This window comes from Hymenobacter arcticus, from assembly GCF_054779975.1.
Genome location: NZ_BAAGXF010000002.1, coordinates 481,831 through 503,436, shown reverse-complemented (window position 1 = coordinate 503,436; position 21,606 = coordinate 481,831). Strand labels below are relative to the sequence as shown.

The 21,606-nt window shown below is 63.6% G+C and carries 16 protein-coding genes; 12 read left to right on the top strand and 4 right to left on the bottom strand.

Features of this window, described 5'->3' with window-relative positions; translation table 11 throughout:
* Nucleotides 1–83: 83 nt before the first annotated feature.
* The 6 genes from ACYVGC_RS05740 (at nt 84) to ACYVGC_RS05715 (ending at nt 9,176) form a co-directional block, all read left to right on the top strand.
* A complete protein-coding gene (locus tag ACYVGC_RS05740) occupies nt 84–1,670 on the top strand; it encodes a BatA domain-containing protein (RefSeq protein WP_460582832.1) in 1,587 nt (528 codons plus the stop codon).
* Nucleotides 1,667–3,964, top strand: coding sequence for a hypothetical protein (locus ACYVGC_RS05735; protein WP_460582831.1), 2,298 nt, complete (start codon nt 1,667–1,669; stop codon nt 3,962–3,964). The genes ACYVGC_RS05740 and ACYVGC_RS05735 overlap by 4 nt, the downstream gene beginning before the upstream one ends.
* A gap of 81 nt (nt 3,965–4,045) precedes the next feature.
* Complete coding sequence (locus ACYVGC_RS05730; RefSeq protein ID WP_460582830.1) at nt 4,046–5,794, top strand: hypothetical protein; 1,749 nt, start codon at nt 4,046–4,048, stop codon at nt 5,792–5,794.
* 141 nt (nt 5,795–5,935) lie between these two features.
* A complete protein-coding gene (locus ACYVGC_RS05725) occupies nt 5,936–6,514 on the top strand; it encodes an RNA polymerase sigma factor (protein WP_460582829.1) in 579 nt (192 codons plus the stop codon).
* Between the two features lie 974 nt (nt 6,515–7,488).
* Complete coding sequence (locus tag ACYVGC_RS05720; protein WP_460582828.1) at nt 7,489–8,169, top strand: hypothetical protein; 681 nt, start codon at nt 7,489–7,491, stop codon at nt 8,167–8,169.
* A gap of 71 nt (nt 8,170–8,240) precedes the next feature.
* Nucleotides 8,241–9,176, top strand: a complete 936-nt coding sequence (locus ACYVGC_RS05715; RefSeq protein WP_460582827.1) for a hypothetical protein — start codon at nt 8,241–8,243, stop codon at nt 9,174–9,176.
* 96 nt (nt 9,177–9,272) lie between these two features.
* Here the strand turns inward: ACYVGC_RS05715 and proS are convergent, their stop codons facing one another.
* A complete protein-coding gene (gene proS / locus ACYVGC_RS05710) occupies nt 9,273–10,748 on the bottom strand; it encodes a proline--tRNA ligase (protein ID WP_460582826.1) in 1,476 nt (491 codons plus the stop codon).
* A gap of 264 nt (nt 10,749–11,012) precedes the next feature.
* Here proS and ACYVGC_RS05705 point away from each other — a divergent pair, with 264 nt between their 5' ends.
* Nucleotides 11,013–12,419 (top strand): hypothetical protein, encoded by a 1,407-nt coding sequence (locus tag ACYVGC_RS05705; RefSeq protein ID WP_460582825.1) that lies wholly within the window; start codon nt 11,013–11,015, stop codon nt 12,417–12,419.
* A 91-nt stretch (nt 12,420–12,510) separates the two neighbouring features.
* Nucleotides 12,511–14,088, top strand: a complete 1,578-nt coding sequence (locus ACYVGC_RS05700; RefSeq protein WP_460582824.1) for a hypothetical protein — start codon at nt 12,511–12,513, stop codon at nt 14,086–14,088.
* Nucleotides 14,089–14,181: 93 nt separating this feature from the next.
* On the opposite strand, the gene ACYVGC_RS05695 is transcribed toward ACYVGC_RS05700, so the two are convergent.
* A complete protein-coding gene (locus tag ACYVGC_RS05695; RefSeq protein ID WP_460582823.1) occupies nt 14,182–15,150 on the bottom strand; it encodes a hypothetical protein in 969 nt (322 codons plus the stop codon).
* 265 nt (nt 15,151–15,415) lie between these two features.
* Here ACYVGC_RS05695 and ACYVGC_RS05690 point away from each other — a divergent pair, with 265 nt between their 5' ends.
* Nucleotides 15,416–15,835: a SpoIIAA family protein gene (locus ACYVGC_RS05690; protein ID WP_460582822.1), complete on the top strand. Its 420-nt coding sequence runs from the start codon at nt 15,416–15,418 to the stop codon at nt 15,833–15,835.
* Between the two features lie 55 nt (nt 15,836–15,890).
* Here the strand turns inward: ACYVGC_RS05690 and ACYVGC_RS05685 are convergent, their stop codons facing one another.
* Complete coding sequence (locus ACYVGC_RS05685) at nt 15,891–16,988, bottom strand: alkene reductase (protein ID WP_460582821.1); 1,098 nt, start codon at nt 16,986–16,988, stop codon at nt 15,891–15,893.
* A gap of 184 nt (nt 16,989–17,172) precedes the next feature.
* Nucleotides 17,173–18,030 (bottom strand): N5-glutamine methyltransferase family protein, encoded by an 858-nt coding sequence (gene prmC, locus ACYVGC_RS05680; protein WP_460582820.1) that lies wholly within the window; start codon nt 18,028–18,030, stop codon nt 17,173–17,175.
* Between the two features lie 294 nt (nt 18,031–18,324).
* Between prmC and ACYVGC_RS05675 the strand changes: the two genes are divergently transcribed.
* From ACYVGC_RS05675 to ribD, 3 genes are all read left to right on the top strand, one after another.
* Nucleotides 18,325–19,497 (top strand): DUF3103 family protein, encoded by a 1,173-nt coding sequence (locus tag ACYVGC_RS05675; RefSeq protein ID WP_460582819.1) that lies wholly within the window; start codon nt 18,325–18,327, stop codon nt 19,495–19,497.
* 3 nt (nt 19,498–19,500) lie between these two features.
* The gene (locus tag ACYVGC_RS05670; RefSeq protein ID WP_460582818.1) at nt 19,501–20,289 is read left to right on the top strand and encodes a hypothetical protein; all 789 of its coding nucleotides are present in this window, start codon (nt 19,501–19,503) and stop codon (nt 20,287–20,289) included.
* A 134-nt stretch (nt 20,290–20,423) separates the two neighbouring features.
* Nucleotides 20,424–21,482, top strand: a complete 1,059-nt coding sequence (gene ribD, locus ACYVGC_RS05665; protein WP_460582817.1) for a bifunctional diaminohydroxyphosphoribosylaminopyrimidine deaminase/5-amino-6-(5-phosphoribosylamino)uracil reductase RibD — start codon at nt 20,424–20,426, stop codon at nt 21,480–21,482.
* Nucleotides 21,483–21,606: the final 124 nt, after the last annotated feature.

The following is a 21,606-nucleotide window of genomic DNA, read 5'->3' as shown; positions in this document are numbered from 1 at the left end:
CGAGCGCAATATTCTGCGCATCAAGCAGAGATGGAGCGCTCGCAATGACAGACGCGGATTCTTGCCAATAAAACGCCACCAATTTGCTCACTTTTACTAATCCATCTGCGCTACTTGCCCTGCTGGGCCTGCTCGTGCCGCTGGCCGTTCACCTCTGGAACCGCCGGCCGGGCCGCGAGGTGGCGGTGGGCAGCCTGCGCTGGCTAGCCGCCGGGGCCAACCGCCGCCTGCGCAACCTGCGCCTAGAGCAAGTGGGCCTGCTGCTGCTGCGCGCCACGCTGCTGGCCGCGCTGGCCGGGGCGTTGGCCGGCCCGCAGTGGCGGCAGCCCCGGCCCGCTGGTCGCGGCCAGGTGCTGGTGAGTCCTGAGTTGGCCGATGGCAGCCGCCTGGCAGCCGTGCGCCCCACCCTCGACTCGTTGCGGCGGCGCGGCTACGCGCTACGCTGGCTGACGGCGGGGCTACCCGCTATCACGCCCGCCGAGTGGCAGGCCGACTCCTTGGGCCGGCGCAAGCCGTTGTTAGCTAATACATTGATTGACAATACTTACTGGACTAGAATCCAGCAGGCGGCCGATATGTTTGCCGGGCAGCCACTGTACGCCGTGACGCCGGCGGCGCTGCGCGGCCTGGGTGGCGCGCACCCGGCCTTGCCCGCCAACCTCACCTGGCAAACACTGCCGGCGCGCACGGCTACCAACTGGCTGCAAGCCGCCACCGCTGGACCCAGCAGCCTGCGCCTGCTACTGGGCCACAGCGACGAAAAGCAGACCACCTTCCAAGCGGTGCGCGTGAGCCAGCCCCAACCCGGCGCGACGCTGACGGTGGCCGGCCTCCCGCCGCTGCGCTACGAAATGGCGGCCGGCCGCGCCCAACTGCGCAAGCAGCCCACCGACTCCAGCCAGGCGCAACTTCCGGTGCCGGTGCAAGCCGCCCCGCTGCGGGTGGTGCTCTACGCCACCGCCGGCTACGCCGAGGAGGCCCGCTGCCTGCGCGCCGCCTTGCGGGCGGCCGAAGTGGGCCTGGCCGCGCCGCTCACCCTCACGGTGAGCCCCACCCCACCCGACCCAGCCGTGGCCGCCGATTGGCTGTTCTGGCTGAGCGACAGTCCTTTGCCTACCGCCTGGCGCAGCCGGGTGCCGCGCGGACTGCGCGTGTGGCAGGAAGCCGCGGGTCCCGGCGTGGCCGACACCGCTACGCTGGTCACCGCCGCAACGGCCGGGACCGCGCCCATTCTGCTCACGCGCCGGGGCCGGCAGCCGGTACCCGCCGGTAGCCAGCCCCGCTGGGCCGATGGCCGGGGCCGCCCCGTACTAGCCGAACTGACGCAGGGGCAAGGCATTCACTACCAACTGACTACGCGCTTAGCACCGGCCTGGAGCACGCTGGCCGATAGCCCAGCTTTGCCCGCGTTGCTGCTCGATTTGCTGGCTACCAACCCGCAGCTGGGTACCGATGCCCTGCTGACCGTGCACGACCAGCGCCGCCTCGACCCGGCGCAGCTGCCAGTTTCGCGTACCAAATCAGTTGCTGACACGGCTACTCAACCAGCTGCTTATCAGCTTACTGACCTGCGGTCGTGGCTGGTGCTGGCGGTGGCGCTCTTGTTTGGCCTGGAGCGCTGGCTGGCTCAGCGGCGGGCTGTTCCTCCTTCTCTTTCGACTTCGGTATGACGCAGGTAGCTTTTCAGCCCGCCACAAACTTGGGTACCGCCCGGCAGCACTTGCGGGCGGCGGGGCGCAGCTACGCTGGGCGGCGGGCGGTGGCGGTGCTACTGCCCACGCTGGCCGGGCTACTGCTGCTGGAGGCGCTGGCGGCGCGCTGGCCAGCGCGCTGCCCGGCGCTGCTGGCGGGCCTGGTAGCCGTGCTGGCCGTAGCCACCTGGCAGCTGTGGCCGTTGCGCCACCTCGGGCCGGCGGCCGTGGCGCGGCAGCTCGACCGGCTTTTTCCTGAGCTGGAAGACAGCGCCGGATTATTATTGCAAGAGGCTGAGCAGCTGCCTTTTCTGGGGCAGTTGCAGCAGCAGCGGGTGGGCCAGCGGCTGGCTGAGCTAGCCGCTACGCAAGCGCCCCTACTGCCGGTCACCTTTAAAAACACCTTATTAATAAGCTTATTACTGCTAGCGGGTGGGGTAGCAGCCTGGTGGCTGCCCGTACGGCAGCCAGCGGCGTTGGCACCGGTCGCGGTAGCCATACGCTTCACGCCCGATGCAGCCCGGCCGGTGCCGGCCACCGCGCCGCGCATCACCAAAGTAGCGCTGCTGGTAACGCCGCCGGCCTACACCCGGCGAGCGGCTTTCGTGCCGGCTGCCGCCACGTTTCAGTGCCCGCAGGGGTCGCGGGTGCGCTGGCTGGTAACCGTAAACCGGGCGGTGAGTGGCGCTCCCACGCTCGAAATCGGGACGCAGAAGCTGGCGTTGCAGCCGGTGGCCGGGCAGCCCACGCAGTTTGGTGGCGAGCAGGTGCTAAGTGCCTCGGCCCTCTACCGGTTACGCTACGCAGGGCAAACATCCGACGACTACGCCATCGATGTGCGGCCCGACCAGGCCCCCACTATTCGCCTGCAAACACCTAAGCCTTATACCCTTATTGCGGCGGTGGGCACGCGGCCAGAGGTGCCCATCCGGGCCACGCTGCGCGACGACTACGGCCTGACGCGGGCCGAGCTGGTTATCACCGTGGCCCAGGGCCAGGGCGAGGCGGTGAAGTTTACGGAGGTGCGCCGCGACCTGAGCGCTGCCCTGGCCGGGCAGCCGGACCAGGCCACCGTGGGCAGCCTGCTCAACCTGCCCAAGCTTGGGCTCACCTATGGCGATGAGCTGTACTTCTACCTGCAAGCCCGCGACAACAACGGCCACGCCGCCCGCTCCGACGCCTTTTTGGTGCAGTGGCAGGACACGGCCGCCGCCGCCAGCGCCCTCGACGTGGGCCTGGGTGTGAATACTGCGCCCGCTTACTTTCGCTCGGAGCGCCAGATAATTATCGATACCGAAAAGCTTATTAAAGACAAGCCCAAGCTCACCGCCGCCGAGTTTGCCAACCGGGCTAATGCACTGGGCTTCGACCAGCAGTCGCTGCGCATGCGCTACGGCAAGTTCTTGGGCGAGGAAGCTGAAAAAGGCATTGGGGTAACGGCCGGGCCGCCCACGGCCGACGAGCCCGCCTCCCCCACCGCCGAGGTGCCCACGGCCGACGCGCCCACCGCCGACCCCAAGCCCGCCGCCCACGCCGACGAGGCCGATGACCACGACCATCACCCCGAGGCGCCCATTGGCCGCAACGCGTCGCAAACTGCCGCCACCGACGCGCTCATGGACCCCTACATCCACAAGCACGACGACTCCGAAACCGCCGACTTTCTGGAGCCCGCCGTGAAGGCCAAGCTCCACGCCGTGCTTGATGAGATGTGGGCCGCCGAGCTGCGCCTGCGCACTGGCCAGCCCGCGGCGGCCCGCCCCTACGAGTACCGCGCCCTGCGCCTGCTCAAGGAAGTGCAGCAGCAAACCCGCGCCTACGTCAAGAAGGCCGGCTTCACACCCACGCCCTTCCCCGAGGCCACGCTGCGCCTCACTGGCGAGCTAAAGGGAGCTGCCGCCCCGCGCCTGCAAGCTACCGTGCCGGCCCCCGCCACCCAATCCGCTGTGCGCGCCGCCCTGCGCTGGCTGGCCACCGCCCAGGGTGGCGGCCCCGGCCAGCCAGCCCGCCCCGCCGATGCCCCGGCCCTCGACCAGGCCGGCGCGGCGCTGGCCCAGGCGGCCCTGCAAAAGCCGGGCTTCTACCTGCCGGCGCTGCGGGCCCTGCGCCAGCTAGCGGCCGATGCCCGCGCCGGCCGGGTGCCCAGCGCTACCGCCCTCGCCCCGGCCCAGCGCGCCCTCGCCGACCTGCTGCCCGCCCCAGTGCCCACCGCCGCGCCCGCCACCACGGCCGACCGGCTGGGCCGCCGCTACTTTGAGGAACTGAGCAAATAATACTTCTTAAGAAATTGATTACTAATTAGTAGCAGCGCATTGTTTAGCACAACTTCTTCTTTACTGCTGGCGCTTGCTTGCGTGCTGCTGGCGCTAGGACTACTAGCCGCTGCCCTGCGGCGAGCCGACCGCCGACGCCTGGCGCTGCGCGTACTGGCCAGCCTGGCGGCCCCACTAGCGCTGTGGCTTACGGCCCACCCACCACTGCGCCAGGTGCCCGCCGTCCGCGCCGAAGCTATCGTGCTCACGCCTGGCTACCAGCCTGATACATTACGCCAGCTACTTCGCCACCTGGGGGCAGGCACCCCAGTGTGGGCCTACGGCACCCCGCCGCCCGCCCGCGCCAAGGCCCTCGGCAGCTTGCTGAGCTTAGGCGAGCAGCGGCCCGCGCTGCGCCGCCTGCATTTGCTGGGCGAGGGCCTGCCCACCAGCGCCCTGCCGGCGCTAGGCCGGGTGGCCGTGGTGCGCCACGCCGGGCCCGCCCCCAGCGGCTTTCAAGCGGCTAACTGGCCGCAGCAACTAACACTAGGCCAACGGTTTGAGGTAGAAGGCTCCGTGGCCGCCGGCCCCGACCCCGCCTGGGTGAGCCTGCGGGCCGACGGCGCGGACCGCGACTCGGTGCGGCTGCCCGGGGGCGGCAGCTTTCGCCTCCGCTACCAGCCCAAGGTGGCGGGCCGGGCGCGCTACGAATTGGTGCTGCGCCACGCCGGCAGCCCGGCCATTACCGAGCCTATTCCGTTGGAAATTAGCACCCAGGCGCTGCCGCCCGTGCTGCTGCTGGCCGCCGTGCCGGGCTTCGAATTCAAGTTTTTGAAGAACAGCCTGGCGGCGGCCGGCCGGGCCGTGGCCCTGCGCACCACCGTGAGCCGCGGCCTGGTACAAACCGAGTTTCTCAACCAGTCCGCCCAACCGCTCGACCACCTCACGCCCGCCCTACTGGCCCGCTACGCCGTGGTAGTGGCCGATGCCGCCACCCTAGCCACCTTGCCCGTCGGCGAAAGCCAGGCCCTGCGCGCCGCCGTCAGCCAGGGCCGGCTGGGCCTAGTCCTGCTCGCCGATGCCACGCCCCTGCCCGCCGCCGTACCGGCCCGCACCGCCTTTGCGGTGCAGCCGCTGCCGGTAGTCGCGGCTGTGCCCCAGCCGCTGAGTTGGCCCGACGCCCCGGCCCTGGTGCGGGCGCTGCTACCCGCCCGACTGCGGCCGAGTGCCGCCCTGCGCTCCCTCGTCACGGGCCCCAACGCGGCGCTGGTGGCTGCTGGCCAGCGCTACGGTTTGGGCACGGTGGTGGTGTCGGTGGTACCCGAAACCTTCCGCTGGGCTTTGCAGGGACAAGCCGCCGCCTACACCTCCTTCTGGAGCCAGCTGCTGGGGGCCGCCGCGCCACCGCCCGCGCCGGCTGCTACCTGGCAGGTGCTCAGCCGCTGGCCCCGGCCGCAGCAGCCGCTTACGCTGCGCCTGGCGGGCACCATGCCGGCCAGCTTGCCTACTGCGCAGCCGCTGGCGGGCGGCCCGGCCGTGGCGCTGGCCCTCGCCCAGGATGTTCGCCTGCCCGAGTGGAGCACCGCGCAGTACTGGCCCACCCGCGCCGGCTGGCACCAGGTGCGCGGCCCCGGCCGCACGCTGCACAGCTTTTACGTGTACGACTCGGCCGCCTGGCGCGGCCCCGAGCTATTAGCCCGCCAACAGGCTTTGGCTGAGCGCGCTACGCGGCTGGGCGCAGTAGCAACGGCCGTAGCCACTACCACCGTGCCGCAGCCATGGCCGGCCGGGTGGTTTTTCGGGCTGTTTCTGCTGGCGGCCGGCTTTTTGTGGCTGGAGGAGAAGCTGTAGCAGCCCGCGCTAGGTAGGCTGGTAAGATTACCTATTTCTGGTAATTCCGGCTTTTTTAACGGCCGACGCAACCGCTGACCTGGCTCACCGGTCAAGCCCCCGAATGCCGCTGCTGGGCTGGCAACTGGTACTTGCGCGTGTATGGCTGTTACTGCTCCTGCTATTTCTGAGGCCTTGCTGGCGGCGTGCCGCCGGGGCGAAGAAGCGGCGCAATTTCAGCTCTACAACCAGCTGGCCTATGGGCTGATGGGCGTGTGCCTGCGCTACTGCCCCAGCCAAGCCGAAGCGGAGGACACCCTGCAAAACACGTTTGTTAAAATATTTACCCGCCTCGACCAATACCGGGGCGACGGCCCTTTCGAAGCCTGGGCGCGGCGCATAGCCGTGCACACGGCCCTGCACGCCCTGGAGCAGCACCGCCTGCGCCACCCCACCGACTACGGCGCCGCCGACCTCGATGAGCACGCCGCTACCCTACCCAGCCCGGAGCCCTCGGTGCTCGATGAGCTGGCCGCCGCCGACCTGCTACACCACCTCGCGGCCCTGCCAGTCGGCTACCGCACCGTGCTCAATCTCTACGCCATCGAAGGCTATTCGCATTCCGAAATCGCGCAGCTGCTGGGTATTTCGGAAGGCACCAGCAAGTCGCAGCTAGCCCGGGCGCGCCAGTCCCTGGCCCTGCGCCTCCGAATGGTCAACCCCAAGCTCTGTCAATCATGAAGGAAAGCCCTGACTCTCGCCCCAATGACGACGCCAGCGACCCAGTGATGGCCGCGCTGCGGCAGCGCCTGGGCGACTATGGCGCGCCCCCGCCCCCCGGCGCGTGGGCGGCCATTCGGCAGCAGCTACCGCCGCCGGCCGTGGTGCGGCCGTGGTGGCGCCGGCCCCGCCGCCTGCTGCCGCTGCTGGCATTGCTACTAGGGCTCATTACGGCGAGCACTATGCTACGCAACAATAAGCTTTTTATAAGACTGTCTAGTACTACTTTATTCCATAAAACAGCCGTAATTACTGCCTCTGAATCAGCCCATAGCGCCCGGCAACCTCGGGTTACTGCGCCGCTGGTTGCCCCGGCAGCTACTACCGTCCTCGTGGTACCTAGTACCAGGAATAGCCATTTAAATCACGCAAACCAGCCGCTGGGGGCGGGTTCCAACTCACGCCGCCCGGCGGCAGCCAGTCACCTGGCCAACCAAACAGGGCACCAACAGTATACATCACCCAGTGCCTTTGGTAAGCCTTTTCGACACAAGGCGGCAACGCATAGCCCCCAGCAGTTGGCGCTGGCTACTGCCGAATACCTGCCACGGCAGCACCGGGCCGCGGCGGGAGTAGCTGTTGCGCGCCGCCCGCGTTTTAGCACGGCACCCACCACAGCTACCGGCGTTGCACCCCAGAAGGCTGCGGCCCCGGCAGCCGACGGCAACCAGCCCTCCATCCGCGGTGCGGCGCGGCGGCGGGCAGCCGCTACGCCGCACCACGCCGCGAGTGGGCGACCTGTACCAGTGCGCACGCCTTCGGCTATGGCCCAGGTCACTAATACCCGTACTCAGCAACAGGGGTCCAATACTGGATTTTTACGAGCAAAATACTTTAAATCAGCATCTTATAGTCAGGCAGATTCTGGTATTTTGGGCCGGCCAGCGCGGGTAGTGCGCCTGCTGCTGCCCCCAGCTGCGCCGCTACCAACGCCCTTGGTTGCACGGCCTGATTCGACCCCGCCAGCCCCACCGGTGCGGCGCTGGGCGCTGCTGGCCTTGGCTGGCCCCACGCTCAGCTACCGCACTATTGGCGCTGGGCCCAGCCCGGTGGCCGGGCCCGACTTTGCGCACCTCGAGCGCCCCGCGGCGGGCCTGGGCGCGCAAGTGCAGTTGCGCCGGGTGCTGGCGGGCCGCTGGGCGCTGGCTGCGGGCCTGGGCTATCAGGAATACGCTACCCGCCTAGCGCTCCAGCTGGGCGATTCGGCCGGCTCCCGGCGTATAAATCAGCGCGATACCTACCGGCTGCTCACGGTGCCCGTGCAGCTGAGCTACGCGCTGGGGGCTCCGCGGGGGCGGCTTGCCAAGGCGGTGCTATTTGGCACCGAAGTGGGCTGGTACCAGGGGGGCCGCAGCACCGAGGGCAGCGATTGTGGCTGCCAGCAGCAAGCCTACTCGGCCAGCAGCAACCCCTATCGCCCGTGGAGCCTGGCCCTGAGCCTGGGCCTCGACCTGCGCTACCGGGTGGGTGGCCCGGCCTCGCGCTGGCAATGGGTGGTGCAGCCCACGGGGCGCTACGTGCTCACGTCGCTTGCCGGGGCTAACACGCTGGCATTTAGCGCTCGCCGCCCTTTTAGCGTGGGCTTGCTTACTGGTTTTTCCTGGGATATTCGCTAACCTAAAGCTGGCCGGCCGGCAGCTATTTGGCGAGTGCAATTCTCTGCTTCTCACTGTTTTCCCATTTTCTCATGACTCGCTTCCTGCTTTTACTCGGCGCGGCCGGGCTACTGCTGGCATCTGGCTGCCGCAAAGACGATATCGTAGACTGTGCGCCTAGCACCTCCAACCTGTCGCTGGCCGACTTTACGCGCCGCAATGCGGTAGCTGTCCAGGTTTTTCCCTTGGTGCTGGGCCCAACTTTTGCGGCGCAAGACATTACTACTAGCGGTGGGGCCAAGTTTTCCTTGCCAGCCATCAGTTTTTTGCTTCCTACTGGTGGACCAGCTACGGGCACGGCCGAGGTGCGCATCCGCGAGATTTACACCGTACCCGACATGGTGCTGGCCGACATGCCGACCAATATAGTGCGCCAGCGTGATATGTTAGTTTCGGGCGGCGAGTTCAATATTCAGGTTTGGCAAAATACCACGCGCCTGCGGCTAGCTCCCAACCAGACGGTAGCCGTGCAGTCACCGATACCGGCCGACCAGGATACTACCCCGCAATATGTGTGGCAGCAGCCCGCTGCCGTCATGGCCAGCGATAGCGCCGGCTGGCAGCAAGCCAATGCCGCCGCCGTGCAGAAGATGCCGAGCCTTTACCGCGCAGCACTGCCACTCGACTCCATTGGCTGGTGGAACATTGACCAGTTCTGGCATGCCTATTCCACAACGAGCTTGGCCCAGGTAACCATAAAAACCACCGCTACCGCCGCTGGCGAAACCCGCGTTTACCTGCGGCCAGTGGGTTACAACGGGTTACTTAAGCTGCGGCCTACCTACCCTACCGACTGGCAGAATAACCTGCCAACTGGCGCCGATATGGTAGCGGTCGTCCTACAGTCAATTAATGGCCAACTCTACTACGGCACCCAGCGCATTACTATCAGCAATGGCCTCACTATCACTCCGGCTGTTACGGCAGTGAGCGAGGCCGAGGCTGTGCGGCTCATTCGGCAGCTATAGCTTTGGGTTGAAGACCCCCATAAAAAAGGCACCTGTGAAACCACAGGTGCCTTTTTCGTTAGCCCGTCTACTTAGCCTCGGAGCCGGACCAGCGGGCTAATAAGCCCGCGCAAACCACGCCCGGCGCTGGCTGGGCTTACCCGTCACGATGCACACGCCGTCCTCGTCGGCTTCGTTGAGGGGCAGGCAGCGCACGGTGGCTTTGGTTTGCTCCTTGATGAGCTCCTCGGTTTCGGAGGTGCCGTCGTAGTGGGCCACTACGAAGCCGCCTTTGCCGTCGAGCACGGCCTTGAACTCGTCGTAGGTTTCGACGCGGGTGGTGTGGGCCTCGCGGTAGTCCTTGGCCTTGTTGTACATATTCAACTGAATGTCATTCAGCAGCTTATCTACGCTGTCCACTATGTCGGCCAGGGGCAATTGCAGCTTCTGCTTGGTGTCGCGGCGGGCGGCTTCGATGGTGCCGCCGTCGAGGTCGCGGGCACCGATGGCCAGGCGCACGGGCACGCCCTTCAGCTCCCACTCGGCAAACTTGGCGCCGGGGCGCTCGGTGTCGCGGGCGTCGAGCTTCACCGAGATGCCGCGGGCAATGAGGCCCTGCTGAATGGGCCGGATGCGCTCAATGAGCGCGTCCATCTCGCCGGTTTTGTAAATTGGAATGATAACTACCTGAATGGGAGCCAATTTGGGTGGTAATACCAAGCCTTCGTCATCCGAGTGCGCCATTACGAGGGCACCCATCAGGCGGGTGCTCACGCCCCAGCTGGTGCCCCACACGTGCTCACGCACGCCTTCTTTGTTGGCAAACTGCACGTCGAACGCCTTGGCAAAATTCTGGCCCAGGAAGTGGCTGGTACCGGCTTGCAGGGCCTTGCCATCCTGCATCAGCGCCTCAATGCAGTAGGTGTCTTCGGCCCCGGCGAAGCGCTCGTTGGGCGTTTTCACACCCTTTACCACGGGCAGGGCCAGGTGCTCTTCGGCAAACTCGGCGTACACGTCAAGCATCTGGCGGGTTTCGGCCACGGCCTCGCCCGAGGTGGCGTGGGCGGTGTGGCCCTCCTGCCACAAAAACTCGGCGGTGCGCAGAAACAGGCGCGTGCGCATTTCCCAGCGTACCACGTTGGCCCACTGGTTGATGAGCAGCGGCAGGTCACGGTAGCTCTGCACCCAGCCCTTGTAGGTGCTCCAGATGATGGCCTCCGAGGTGGGGCGCACAATGAGCTCTTCCTCCAGCTTGGCGTTGGGGTCCACGCGCAGCTTACCGGGGCGGTCGGGGTCGTTTTGGAGGCGGTAGTGGGTGACCACGGCGCACTCCTTGGCAAAGCCCTCGGCGTTCTTTTCCTCGGCCTCAAACAAGCTTTTGGGCACGAACAGCGGAAAGTAGGCATTCTCGTGGCCGGTGCGCTTAAACATGTCGTCGAGCTGGCGCTGCATCTTCTCCCAAATGGCGTAGCCATAGGGCTTGATGACCATGCAGCCGCGCACGGCGGAGTTCTCGGCGAGACCGGCGCGCTTCACCAGCTCGTTGTACCAGGCCGAATAATCTTCCTCGCGGGTAGGCAACTTTTTGCTCATAATTGCATCTAAAAACCAGTATATCGGTAGCGGCCGGGGGCCGGTCGATTCTGGTATGCGTTTTGTATCAGTAACTTTATCAGGAAAGGCACCGTTTTGGGGCGAAATTACGTTATAGTAAGGCGCACCCGCACGGAAGTTTTGAGGAGAGAGGTTCTTTTTGGGCCGGGCCGAGGGGCCCGGACTTCACATAGCTTCCATTTGCCACGCGTTTACTTTACTAACCCACTCAGTCTCTGACTGATTTCTCACTTTTTTCTGGCCATGAAAAACCTGCTCACCGCTACTTTGCCGGCCCTGGGGCTGCTCGCTTTGGGCGGGTGCGCCACCTCCGGGGCGCTAACGACCTCCACGGAGAACGACGGCGTGTACTACTCGTCCAGCGACCATACCACGGCCGCCTACCAGGCCCGCCCGGGCTATGCCAACAGCGGCACCATCCCGGCCCGCGCGCTTGATGATACTGCACCAGTTGCTGCCGCTACCACCGACGATGCCAACCCCGACTACCAGGGTGGCCAAGCTGGCACCGACCAGGCTAACACCGATTATTATAGCAACAATTACGCCTCGGGCTACGGGGGCAATGGCTTTGGCCAGCCCTACACCGGGCCGGGCGTGAGCTCTTACAACTACACGCCCACCACGGCCTACGCCGTGTCGCCGTCGTACTACGGCTCGCCCTACGGCTATAACAGCGCGTTTGGGTACGGCTTCTCGCCCTTCGGCTACGGGGGCGGCTACGGCTTCTCGCCCTTTGGCTACGGTGGTGGCTATGGCTTCTCGCCCTTCGGCTACGACCCCTTCTTCTCGCCCTACGGTGGCTTTGGCTACGGCTCGGGCCTGAGCATCGGGTTTGGCTTTGGCTACGGCGGTTTTGGGGGATTTGGCTCGCCCTTCGGCTACGGTTCGCCGTTTGGGTATGGTGGCTATGGGTCGCCCTATGGCTACGGCTACGGGGGGGGCTACGGCCGCGGCTATGCTAGCGAAGCCCGCTACCGCAACTCAGCGCCCCGCACCGTGCGGGGTGGCTCGGTACTGAACGGCTTTGCGCCGGCCGGGGGTGCCAATGGCGGCAACGTTAACGTAGGCAACGGCCGCCGTAACGGAGCCGTTTATGCTAACGGTGGCTTCGCGGCCCCGGGTGGCAATCTGGCGGCCCCTTCTAACGCAACTGGTAGTGTGGGCAACCGCAATGCAACCATAATGCCTTCGCGGCGCGATGGTGGCGGGGGTGGTAACGTAGTGGGCAACCCTGCTTACTCTACGCCTGGCACTAGCCCCAATGGCTACAATACCCCAAACAATACCGGGCAGGCCAATGCCGCCGGAATGCCGCAGGGTAATGGCCGCCGGGGTGGATTTTTCAATGGTTTCTTTAGCAGCAACGCCAACGGCGGCGGTAATGGCACAATGAACAGTACCCCTAACCCTAACGCTACGTACAGCCGGCCCGAGCGCCGCAGCTACAGCCAGCAGCAAGGCAGCATGCCCAGCCAGCAAAATCCGGGCTACGCCCAGCCACAGCGCAGCTACCAGCAGCAGATGCCCGAGCGCCGCAGCTTTGAGTCGGCCCCCCAGCGCAGCATGAGCCAGCCCTCGTTTGGGGGTGGTGGTGGCGGGGGTAGCTTCGGTGGTGGTGGAGGTGGCGGCCGCCGCGGGGGCCGCTAGCCAGCAGCACCAGACTACCGGGTTTTTACAAGCTTAATTTATCTCGAGCCGGTCTCTCGGACCGGCTCTTTTTTGCCCTATTTTCTTTCTTATGAAGCACGCATTAATGGGCCTGGCTACCTTGCTGGGCGGTTTATTGGGCGCCAGCCATGCGGCAAAGGCCCAGGGCAGTTACGTTGATGACGCGCTTTTGCTAATGCGCCAAAACCCCAGCGGCACGGCCCGCACGCTGGGTTTAGGGGGAGCTAGCACTTCGCTAGGCGGCGACTTTGGCAGCCTAAACACCAACCCGGCTGGCCTGGGGCTGTTCACCAAATCGGAGTTGACCCTGACGCCCGGCCTAGGCTTTGGCAATGGTACCTCAACACCGGTGGCCAACGCGGCCAGCCTAGGCGGCACCACTATCAAGCAGGACGCCAACAGCTTTCACTTGGCTAGCGCGGGGGTGGTGTTTGCCAACCGCCGGCCTGATGATGATAACAGCAGCGACTGGCGGGGCGGCAGCTTTGCGCTGGGGTTTACGCGGCTGGCCGATTTCAACCAGGCTTTTCGCTATCAGAATCAGACCGACGACCGGCACTCGTTTTTTCAGTACCTGCGTGAGCCGGGCGGCAACACCACTCCGGGCACCGCAGGCTACACCGCCGCGCTGAACGACCTACGTTCGCAGGACAACAGCGGCAACTACGAAACCCTCGACGGTTTGGCCTATGGCAACTTTCTCTCGACCATCGTGAAAACCCGGCGCGGCAACCTCGACTCGTTGGGCACCCCGACGCGGGTGGGCCGCATCACGCAAGATGAGTTGGTGACGAGCAAAGGTTCGCTCTCGCAATTTGACCTGGGCTACGGTGGCAACTACCGCGATAAGCTTTACATCGGCGGGGCCATCGGCATCGTGTCACTCAACCGCACGCGCACCAGCACATTTAGCGAGGGCTCAAATAGCGGGGAGGATTTTAACTACCAAGACTACGTGAAAACGACCGGCACGGGCATTAATGCCCGCATCGGCCTCATTTATCGGGTGGCGGACGTAGTGCGCCTGGGGGCCTCGATTCAGACGCCGACCTATATCCGGCTCACCGATGAGTACGGCACCACGCTCACCTCGCAGTACACTCCCGCTAACCTCGACAATGTGCTGTCGACGGCGCTGCCGCCAGCCGACTATACCATCACTACGCCGTTTCGGGCCAACGGCGGGGCCACGGTGCTCATTGGTAAATATGGCTTCTTCACGGGCGACGTAGAGTACGTAGGCTATTCCAACGCTACCTACAATGCGGACACCAACGGTACCTCGCGGGCGCTTACCGATGCCAACAACGTTATTGCCAGCACCTACCGCAACACCGTCAACCTAAAGGCGGGGGCCGAGGCCCGCGTCAGCATCTTTCGGGCGCGCGTGGGCTACGCACGTTACGGCAGCCCCTACGCCGGTACGTCGGGCTTTAACCGCGACCAGAACTACTACACCGGCGGGCTGGGCATTCGCACCAGCAAGTACTTTGTGGATGTGGCCGGCGTGTACCTTAAGTACCAGAACCGCTACTCGCCCTACGACTTGGCCAGCGGCGCGGGCTCCATCACGAATGGTGTCTCACCCACCATCGCTACCAATTACAACCGCTTCACGGCGAGCATCACCGGCGGCCTGCTTTTCTAGGCCCTTATAGCGCCGCCTTTTACCACAAAAGCTCCCCCCTTGCGTAGCCTCCGGGCCGCGCAGGTGGGGGAGCTTTTGTGGTAAAAGGCGGCGCTATAAGGGCAGCTTGGCCAGGCGAATTTCCAGTTGCAGGCCAGTCATGGTGGTGCCATTGGGCAGGCCTCGCACGTAGAGGAGCCCATATACGGGGGTTGTTTTATCGGACTTATACACCCGGAAAGCATACACCTGGTTGAGGGCCAGCGTGCGGATGCTGGCGCGCCCCGCACCGGCAAACTGACCCTGGATGGCGTTCACATCCTGAGCCCCCGTGAAATCGGTCTGCGAGAGGGTGGTGAGCCGGAAGCGGGTTCTGCTGCGGTTACCAAGGGGCCAGCGCGTAGCGTTGAGCTGCGCGCCCGCCGAGTCGGGCGAAACCAGACTCAGGCCATTGGGCAACACAATGAGGTCGGTAAGTGCTTGCAAATCAGCATTCGGCACCTGGCCCACTACCGAGTAAGCAGGCAGCGCAATGCCCGATTTGAGGTCGATGAAGCGCCGGTCCGACTTTTGAGTGGCCGGCACGCGCAGCTTCAGGATGTAGTCGTGGTAGAGCTTGAGCGAGTCGGCGTACCGCGTCGTGGTGATGAAGGAGCGCGCCGAGCTATTGCCCTCCGAGTCGCGGGCCGTGAACGTCCAGTTCTCACTGCCCGAGGAGGTGCGCACCCCAAACACGGGCGTAAACAGGAAGTTGGCCGCGTTCAGGGTTGTGTCGAGGTACACTATCTCGGGGTCGGCGGGCGGCGTGGCAATAAACTGATTGAGGAGTGCCGGATACGCAAAGGGTTCACGCCGAGGTGAATACGTGACCACCGCCCGAAAATTGGTGAGCCTGGCCGCCTGCCCGCTGCTGGCGTTGGTGACGGCATACAGGCTCGTGGCCAGCGTGTCGCCGGACGCCACGTTGGCCCGGTTGCCCGACGTAAAGCGCGCCGAGCTAATAAAATACAGCTTGAGCGGGCCGCTGACCTGGGCGCAGCCCGCCAGCACAAACACACTCACCACCACCAGTAAAAAACGCATACGCAGGCACCAAAAAGAGAAGAAACACAAAGGTCGGGCAGCGGGCGCGCCCATCGGCCGCCCCGCCTCGCCCACCCCAACGCTGGGCGGCGCCCAGATATTCCGTGCCGGGCCCGGCCGCGGCCAGCCGGGCCGGAACCTACCAGGGAACAAACAATTTATTCAAGAAACTTTTATATCAATAAAGTACTGGAAATCAGTATTTTGTAATTTATTTTTCAAGTTCAGCGCCCGCTCATTAGCCAGCGGCTACCTTTGAAATACCATGGCCCCTGCTCTGTCTCCCACTATTCTTTTTGAGAACGCCGCCGGCCGCGTGGTACTTGACCCGGCGGGCTTTGTGCGCTCGTATTGGGGCCCGCAGGCGCGCACCCTAGCCGATACCCAGGCCCTACTGCGGCACGTTACCCAGGCCCTGCAACGCCACGGCCAACAACGGGTACTGAGCAACCAGCAGCAAATGCAGCCCTTCTCGGCCGCCGAGCAAGCCTGGGTGGCCGAGCAGTGGCTGCCCCAGGCCGTGCGCGAGGCCGGCTACCGCGCCTGCGCCGTAATCTTGGCCACCAACCTCTACGCCCGCCTGGCCATGGCCTACGTCACGACCAACGTGCAGGGCCTGCCCATGCGCTACCGCTCCTTCGACAACGAAGCCGAGGCCCAGGCTTGGCTGCTGAAGCAGCAGTAACAAAAAAGCGGCGCTGAGCTTTCGCCCAACGCCGCCACACTATACTATCAATCAATTACTTAGCCAAAGCCGGGTAATCGGTGTAGCCCTTGGCACCGGGCACGTAGAACGTATCCTTGTCGCCCTCGGCCAGCGGAGCATTTTGAGCAAAGCGCTCCACCAGGTCGGGGTTCGAGATGTAGAGTGTGCCGTAGGCCACGAGGTCGGCGTTGCCGTCGGCCAGCACTTTATTGCCCTTTGCCTGGTCAAAGCCCGCGTTGATGATGAGCGTGCCCTGGTACAGGGAGCGGTAGCGCTGGGCAATGTGCGGCTCGGCAAACTCGTTCTTGCTCACGTCGCTAAACGGCTCCGAGAGGTGCAGGTAAGCCAGGTTATAGTCGTTGAGGCGCTTCACGATGTAGTCGAACGTGGGGATAGTCTCCGCGTCGAGGGTCATGCCAAACATGCCGTCGAGCGAGGGGTTGAGGCGGGCGCCTACCTTACCCAGGTCTACGCCGGCCGCCTTCATGGCGTCCAGCACTTCAAAAAAGAAGCGGGCGCGGTTCTCAATTGAACCGCCGTACTCGTCGGTGCGGTGGTTGGACGTGCCGTTGAAAAACTGGTGAAACAGGTAGCCGTTCGACGAGTGAATCTCGACGCCATCGAAGCCAGCCGCCAGCGCGTTTTGCGCGCCCTTCACAAAGTCAACCACCGTTTGCTTGATTTGGGCCACCGTCATGGCCGCCGGGGTCACCGTTTCCTGAAAGCCGGTGGGCGTGTACACCTTGTCGTGAGGGTTGAGGGCCGACGGGGCCAGCGGCAGGTTGCCGTGGAGCAGGTCGGGGTGCGACATGCGGCCCACGTGCCAGATTTGGGCAAAAAACTTGCCGCCCTTGGCGTGCACGGCGGCGGTCACTTTTTTCCAGCCCTCCACTTGCTCGGGCGAGTACACGCCGGGCACGTTGATGTAGCCCACCGCCTCGGGGCTCACAAACACGCCCTCCGAGATGATGAGGCCCGCGGTAGCGCGCTGCGTGTAGTACTCCACCATCAGGTCGTTGGGCACGGTGCCGGGGTTGTCGGCGCGGCTGCGGGTCATGGGGGCCATCACCACGCGGTTTTTCAGGGATAGCTTATCGGATTGATAAGGGGTCAGAAGCGGTTGCTCAGCCATTAGTCGGAATCGAAGTAGAAATCAAAACTTCCGGTGCGGAAGTGGTTCATAAGCTCCCACTCAGTGCTTTTGTTTCGTGTTGCTACATTAATTTTTTACTACCCTGGCTTCGGCTGGCGGCGCAGGGGTTTTTAGCCCGCAGCGGGCGCAGAGGCTTGCGCAGAAGCCGCAGAAGCAGGCGGCTCTAGCGGCGCACGGCGCGCACGAAGCGCGGCCGGCCCAGGAAATCGGCCAGCACCACGGCCGGCTCAAACGCGGCGGCCTCGAAGAGCGCGGCCGTTTCGGGGCCCAGCTCCTCGTTGATTTCCAGCCAGATGCTGCCGCCCGGCCGCAGCAGCAGGCGCCCCACTTCGGCCAGCCGCCGGTAGAAGAGCAGGGGGTCCTCGTCGGGCACAAACAGGGCGGTAGCCGGCTCCCAGGCCAGCACGTTTTCGCGCATCAGGGCCCGCTCACTTTCGCGCACGTAGGGCGGGTTGCTCACCAGGATATCGAGGCTGCCCGGGGCCATGCCTACTGGCAACGCTTGCAAAATATCGACCTGCTCAAACGCCACGGCCGGCGCGTAGCGGGCGGCGTTGCGCCGCGCCACGCCCAGCGCCTCCAGCGAAATATCAACTGCTACTGCTTGTATATCAGTCAATTCCATTGAAATAGCAATGGCCAGGCAGCCGCTGCCGGTGCCCACATCGAGTAGGCGCAGGCCGGGCCGGCCGGCGTGGGCGCGGGCCACCAGCTGCACCAGCTCCTCGGTTTCGGGGCGCGGAATGAGGGTGGCGGGCGTCACTTCCAGCTCCAGGCCCGCGAAGTGGGCCGTGCCCAGCACGTACTGCACCGGCTCGTGGGTGAGCAAGCGGGCTTGCAGGGCGGGCAGCTGCGCCTGCACCGGGCCGGGCACCAGCGCGTGGGCCTGCATGCGGCGCTGCAAGGGCGAGTGGCCCAGCAGGTGCTCAGTTACCAAGGCCGCCACAGCCTGCGCCTCGGCGGCGGGGTACACGGGTAGTAGGGCGGCGGTCAGGTCGGTGGTGAGTTGGTGGGTGGTCATACTATAAACTGGATGGCAACGCACTATTCGTTGAAATTTAACTAATGAAAACAGAACAATAAGCCTTTACTTTCTTAAGCAGTAAAGCTTTATCCATTAACCATTTAGTATTATGTTATAAATACTCAAATTTCCCAACATGCTCATCTACATTCGCATCAGCAACGGAAGCCTCAATCATTTTCAGGCTCTCTTGTCACCATACCATTTTTTACCAACTTTTTCCACATTTTATGACAACTAAGGTACGATTAATGAGGGGGGGGGCTAGCTGCGCTGGCGCTGGCAACGAGTATGATGGGCTGTAACCGCGACAAAAGCGCGCAGGAATTACCCCAGCCCACCGAAACGGCAGCCAACGCCGCAACCAACCAGGAGCTGGCCGCCGTGGCCAAGGCACTGGCCCGCACCTTGGGCACGGATGCTGCCGCCCGGCAGCAGCTGAAAGCCGAGGCCCTCAAAAAAGCTGATGGGGACTACGATGTGCTGTATCAGCCTTTTGTAGCCACACACGCCGATTTTGGCCAGCACGTAGCCACTACAATGGCCGCGGGCAGCTCGGATGCCCCGACCATGACTGAGTTGCTGAGCCACACCCCCACGCTCAACCTCTCGGTGCCCGTCAACATTGAGAAATGGGATGCGGCAACTTACGCGCCCTTAGTTATTTTCATTCCGGCTGGCTATAATGAGCGCACGGCCACGCGGGTAAAAGCCTACGACCAGGATGGCAACGAGCATTGGCTCGACGCCCAAAAGGCCCCCGATTTCCCGGTAGTAGTAGTGGGACGCAGCGAGCGCGTAACGTCGGTGGCTGCCGCCGCTAAGCAGCCCACCGTTGGCGCAGCGCAAAGTATATCACCTACTGGTGGCAGCACTACCAACCTATACCCACAGGGAGGAACAGAAATAAGCGAGGGTGGCGAGGGTGGCGGCGGTGGCGGTGGCTACACGCCGCTGGGTACCACGGGCACCACAGCTACTTCCTGCCGCACTGATAGGCAGATTGAATACCTGCGTGAGATATGGATGAAAGACGTAAGTAAGTATGAATCCTGGTTCTTGGGCGAACCGGAAATTCGGCTGCAAATAATGTCTCCCCTCGGCACCAATGGCAGTTCTATCTTAGACGTTATGTATACCATGAGCCGCGGAGCCATTGAAGACCACTGGTACTGCAATACTTCCTTGTACTTCTGGAATAAAGCTACCATTACGAACACAGTAGGGTACTTGTGGGTAGAGCAGGATGATACCGGTGATGCGATTGATGTGAAGCTGACCCTCGGCTACAAGACGGATAAAGGCTTGAACGCTTCCACTGAAATCACTTATAAGATAAAGAATGATGATGACCAAATTGCTAAAATTCCAATGGATTTTGATTTCTGTCCTTCGGAAGGGTACTACACGGGTGGTACATCAGGAGACCGTGAGTTTCACTGGGTTTTAGAAAATCGCCCATAGGCTATGAAACTGCTACGTACGGGCACCCCTTCTACAGCCGGGAATATTTTGCAGGTACTACTCCCTGGCTACTTCCCCTACCTGGCTTTGTTGCTAGCTCTGGCAGGCCGCCCATTGCCAGCAGCCAGCCAGCACTTAGAGGCAGCAGGAATTGCCACCAGCCTGGATATCACCCAAACGCTGGCTTCGCCTTATTTCATTGACATGGGCCCTTACGTGCTGGCTACCAATGAAGACCATTCGCACTATGACGAAATCGGCTATCGCCTGGCTGCTTATGGGCGGTGGCAGCTCGGCAGCACGCGGGCTTTTTTGCAGCCAGAGCTAGCCTATACTTCCACGCAAGGCCAGGCTTATTTCGTGCTGTACGATTTGAATAGCGGACCATTCGGACCTTCTTTTTTCACATTCGGCCACCAAATCCGGCGCTGGGAAGCCGCAGCGCTGGGAGGCTTGCACGTCGGACGACGCACCTACGTATTAGCAGGGCCTGTTCTGGCGCTTAATCAGCGGGAAGCTTTGTTGAATGTGCGACCAGGCTATCCGGCCTCAGATGCCATTTTTAACAGCCTGTTTCGGAGCGTAGAACCCGTGCAGCTACTAGCGCAAGCCGGCATAGGCATCACCTTCGGCCGCTTCGATTTCAACCTCCGCGTCGAGCAGAGCCTGACCCCCTACACAAAGCGCTTTATTTTTGAAGGCACCACCTACGGCTACAAGCAGCAAGTGCGACAAGGGCTGCTTACAGCGGGCTTTTTGCTCTACAAACCCAAGGCAGCGCCTGCTTACTAGACTGCGTTCTCTCCTAATTCCCTGCCCGCTGCTGCGGGCAGGGAATTTTTTATTGACTTAATACCCAAGATAAACCACTATCTCCTATACAGCGAATAGCTTTACGCTTCTAACCTGCGTTGTTTTCCTTTCTCATGTCCGTGCCCGACGACTCGCTCTTCATGCACCGCGCCCTCGACCTGGCGGCCCTGGGCCAGGGCTACGCGCGCCCCAACCCCCTGGTAGGCTGCGTGGTAGTGGGCCCCGATAACACCATTATCGGCGAAGGCTACCACCAGCAGTACGGCGGCCCCCACGCCGAGGTAAATGCCTTGGCCAGCGTGGCCGACCCCGCCCTGCTACGCCAAAGCCGCGTGTTTGTGACCCTGGAACCCTGCGCGCACCACGGCAAAACGCCCCCCTGCGCCGACCTACTCATTGCCCGCGGCGTACCCGAAGTAATCGTGTGCAACGACGACCCCAACCCGCTGGTAGCCGGCCGGGGCCTGGCCAAGCTGCGCGCCGCCGGCATCCAGGTGAGCACCGGCCTGCTGGCCGAGGCCGGCCGCCAGCTCAACCGCCGGTTTTTCACCTTTCAGGAAAAGCAGCGGCCCTACCTGGTGCTCAAGTGGGCCGAGTCGGCCGATGGCTTCCTGGCGGGGCCCCATTTTCAGCAGGTGCAAATAAGCGGCCCGCAGGCCCAACTGCTTACCCACCAGTGGCGTACCGACGAGGCAGCCATACTAGTGGGCACCCGCACGGCCCTGCACGACAACCCCCACCTCAATGCCCGCGAGTGGCCCGGCCCCCAGCCCATTCGCCTCACCATTGATAAAAACCTGGCCCTGCCGCCCAGCCACCACATCCTCGACGGCTCGCAGCCCACCATCATCTACACGCACCGCGAGCGCGCCAGCCGCCCCAACCTCACCTACGTCACGCTGCCCTTTGCGCCAGCCAGCGCGCCCCCCTCGCCCGACCTGCTGCCCGCCGTGCTGGCCGACCTCCACGCCCGCGGCGTGCAATCGGTGCTGGTAGAAGGCGGCCCCACCGTGCTCAATGCCCTCATAGCCAACAATCTATGGGATGAAATCCGGGTTTTTCGCAGCGCCAAGCGCTTGGAGCGCGGCATCGCCGCCCCCCGGCTGGGCCTGCGCGGCTGGCACAGCCACGAAAAAGCCGGCCCCGATGATTTGTTCCGGTACATTCAGTAAGTGAGGGAGTTGGGAATGAGTAAGTTAGAGCCCATTACTAACTCACTCATTCACTGATTAATATAAAAAAAGGAGCGAAGAAGTGCTGACTAATAGGTCATTCACTCCTTCGCTCCCTCACTTA

Bases quoted from the DNA above. Each gene is read 5' to 3' on its own strand.
- ACYVGC_RS05735 (WP_460582831.1), top strand. From the start codon at position 1,667: ATGACGCAGGTAGCTTTTCAGCCCGCCACAAACTTGGGTACCGCCCGG.
- ACYVGC_RS05725 (WP_460582829.1), top strand. From the start codon at position 5,936: ATGGCTGTTACTGCTCCTGCTATTTCTGAGGCCTTGCTGGCGGCGTGC.
- ACYVGC_RS05715 (WP_460582827.1), top strand. From the start codon at position 8,241: ATGACTCGCTTCCTGCTTTTACTCGGCGCGGCCGGGCTACTGCTGGCA.
- proS (WP_460582826.1), bottom strand. From the start codon at position 10,748: ATGAGCAAAAAGTTGCCTACCCGCGAGGAAGATTATTCGGCCTGGTAC.
- ACYVGC_RS05705 (WP_460582825.1), top strand. From the start codon at position 11,013: ATGAAAAACCTGCTCACCGCTACTTTGCCGGCCCTGGGGCTGCTCGCT.
- ACYVGC_RS05700 (WP_460582824.1), top strand. From the start codon at position 12,511: ATGAAGCACGCATTAATGGGCCTGGCTACCTTGCTGGGCGGTTTATTG.
- ACYVGC_RS05695 (WP_460582823.1), bottom strand. From the start codon at position 15,150: ATGCGTTTTTTACTGGTGGTGGTGAGTGTGTTTGTGCTGGCGGGCTGC.
- ACYVGC_RS05690 (WP_460582822.1), top strand. From the start codon at position 15,416: ATGGCCCCTGCTCTGTCTCCCACTATTCTTTTTGAGAACGCCGCCGGC.
- ACYVGC_RS05685 (WP_460582821.1), bottom strand. From the start codon at position 16,988: ATGGCTGAGCAACCGCTTCTGACCCCTTATCAATCCGATAAGCTATCC.
- prmC (WP_460582820.1), bottom strand. From the start codon at position 18,030: ATGACCACCCACCAACTCACCACCGACCTGACCGCCGCCCTACTACCC.
- ACYVGC_RS05675 (WP_460582819.1), top strand. From the start codon at position 18,325: ATGATGGGCTGTAACCGCGACAAAAGCGCGCAGGAATTACCCCAGCCC.
- ACYVGC_RS05670 (WP_460582818.1), top strand. From the start codon at position 19,501: ATGAAACTGCTACGTACGGGCACCCCTTCTACAGCCGGGAATATTTTG.
- ribD (WP_460582817.1), top strand. From the start codon at position 20,424: ATGTCCGTGCCCGACGACTCGCTCTTCATGCACCGCGCCCTCGACCTG.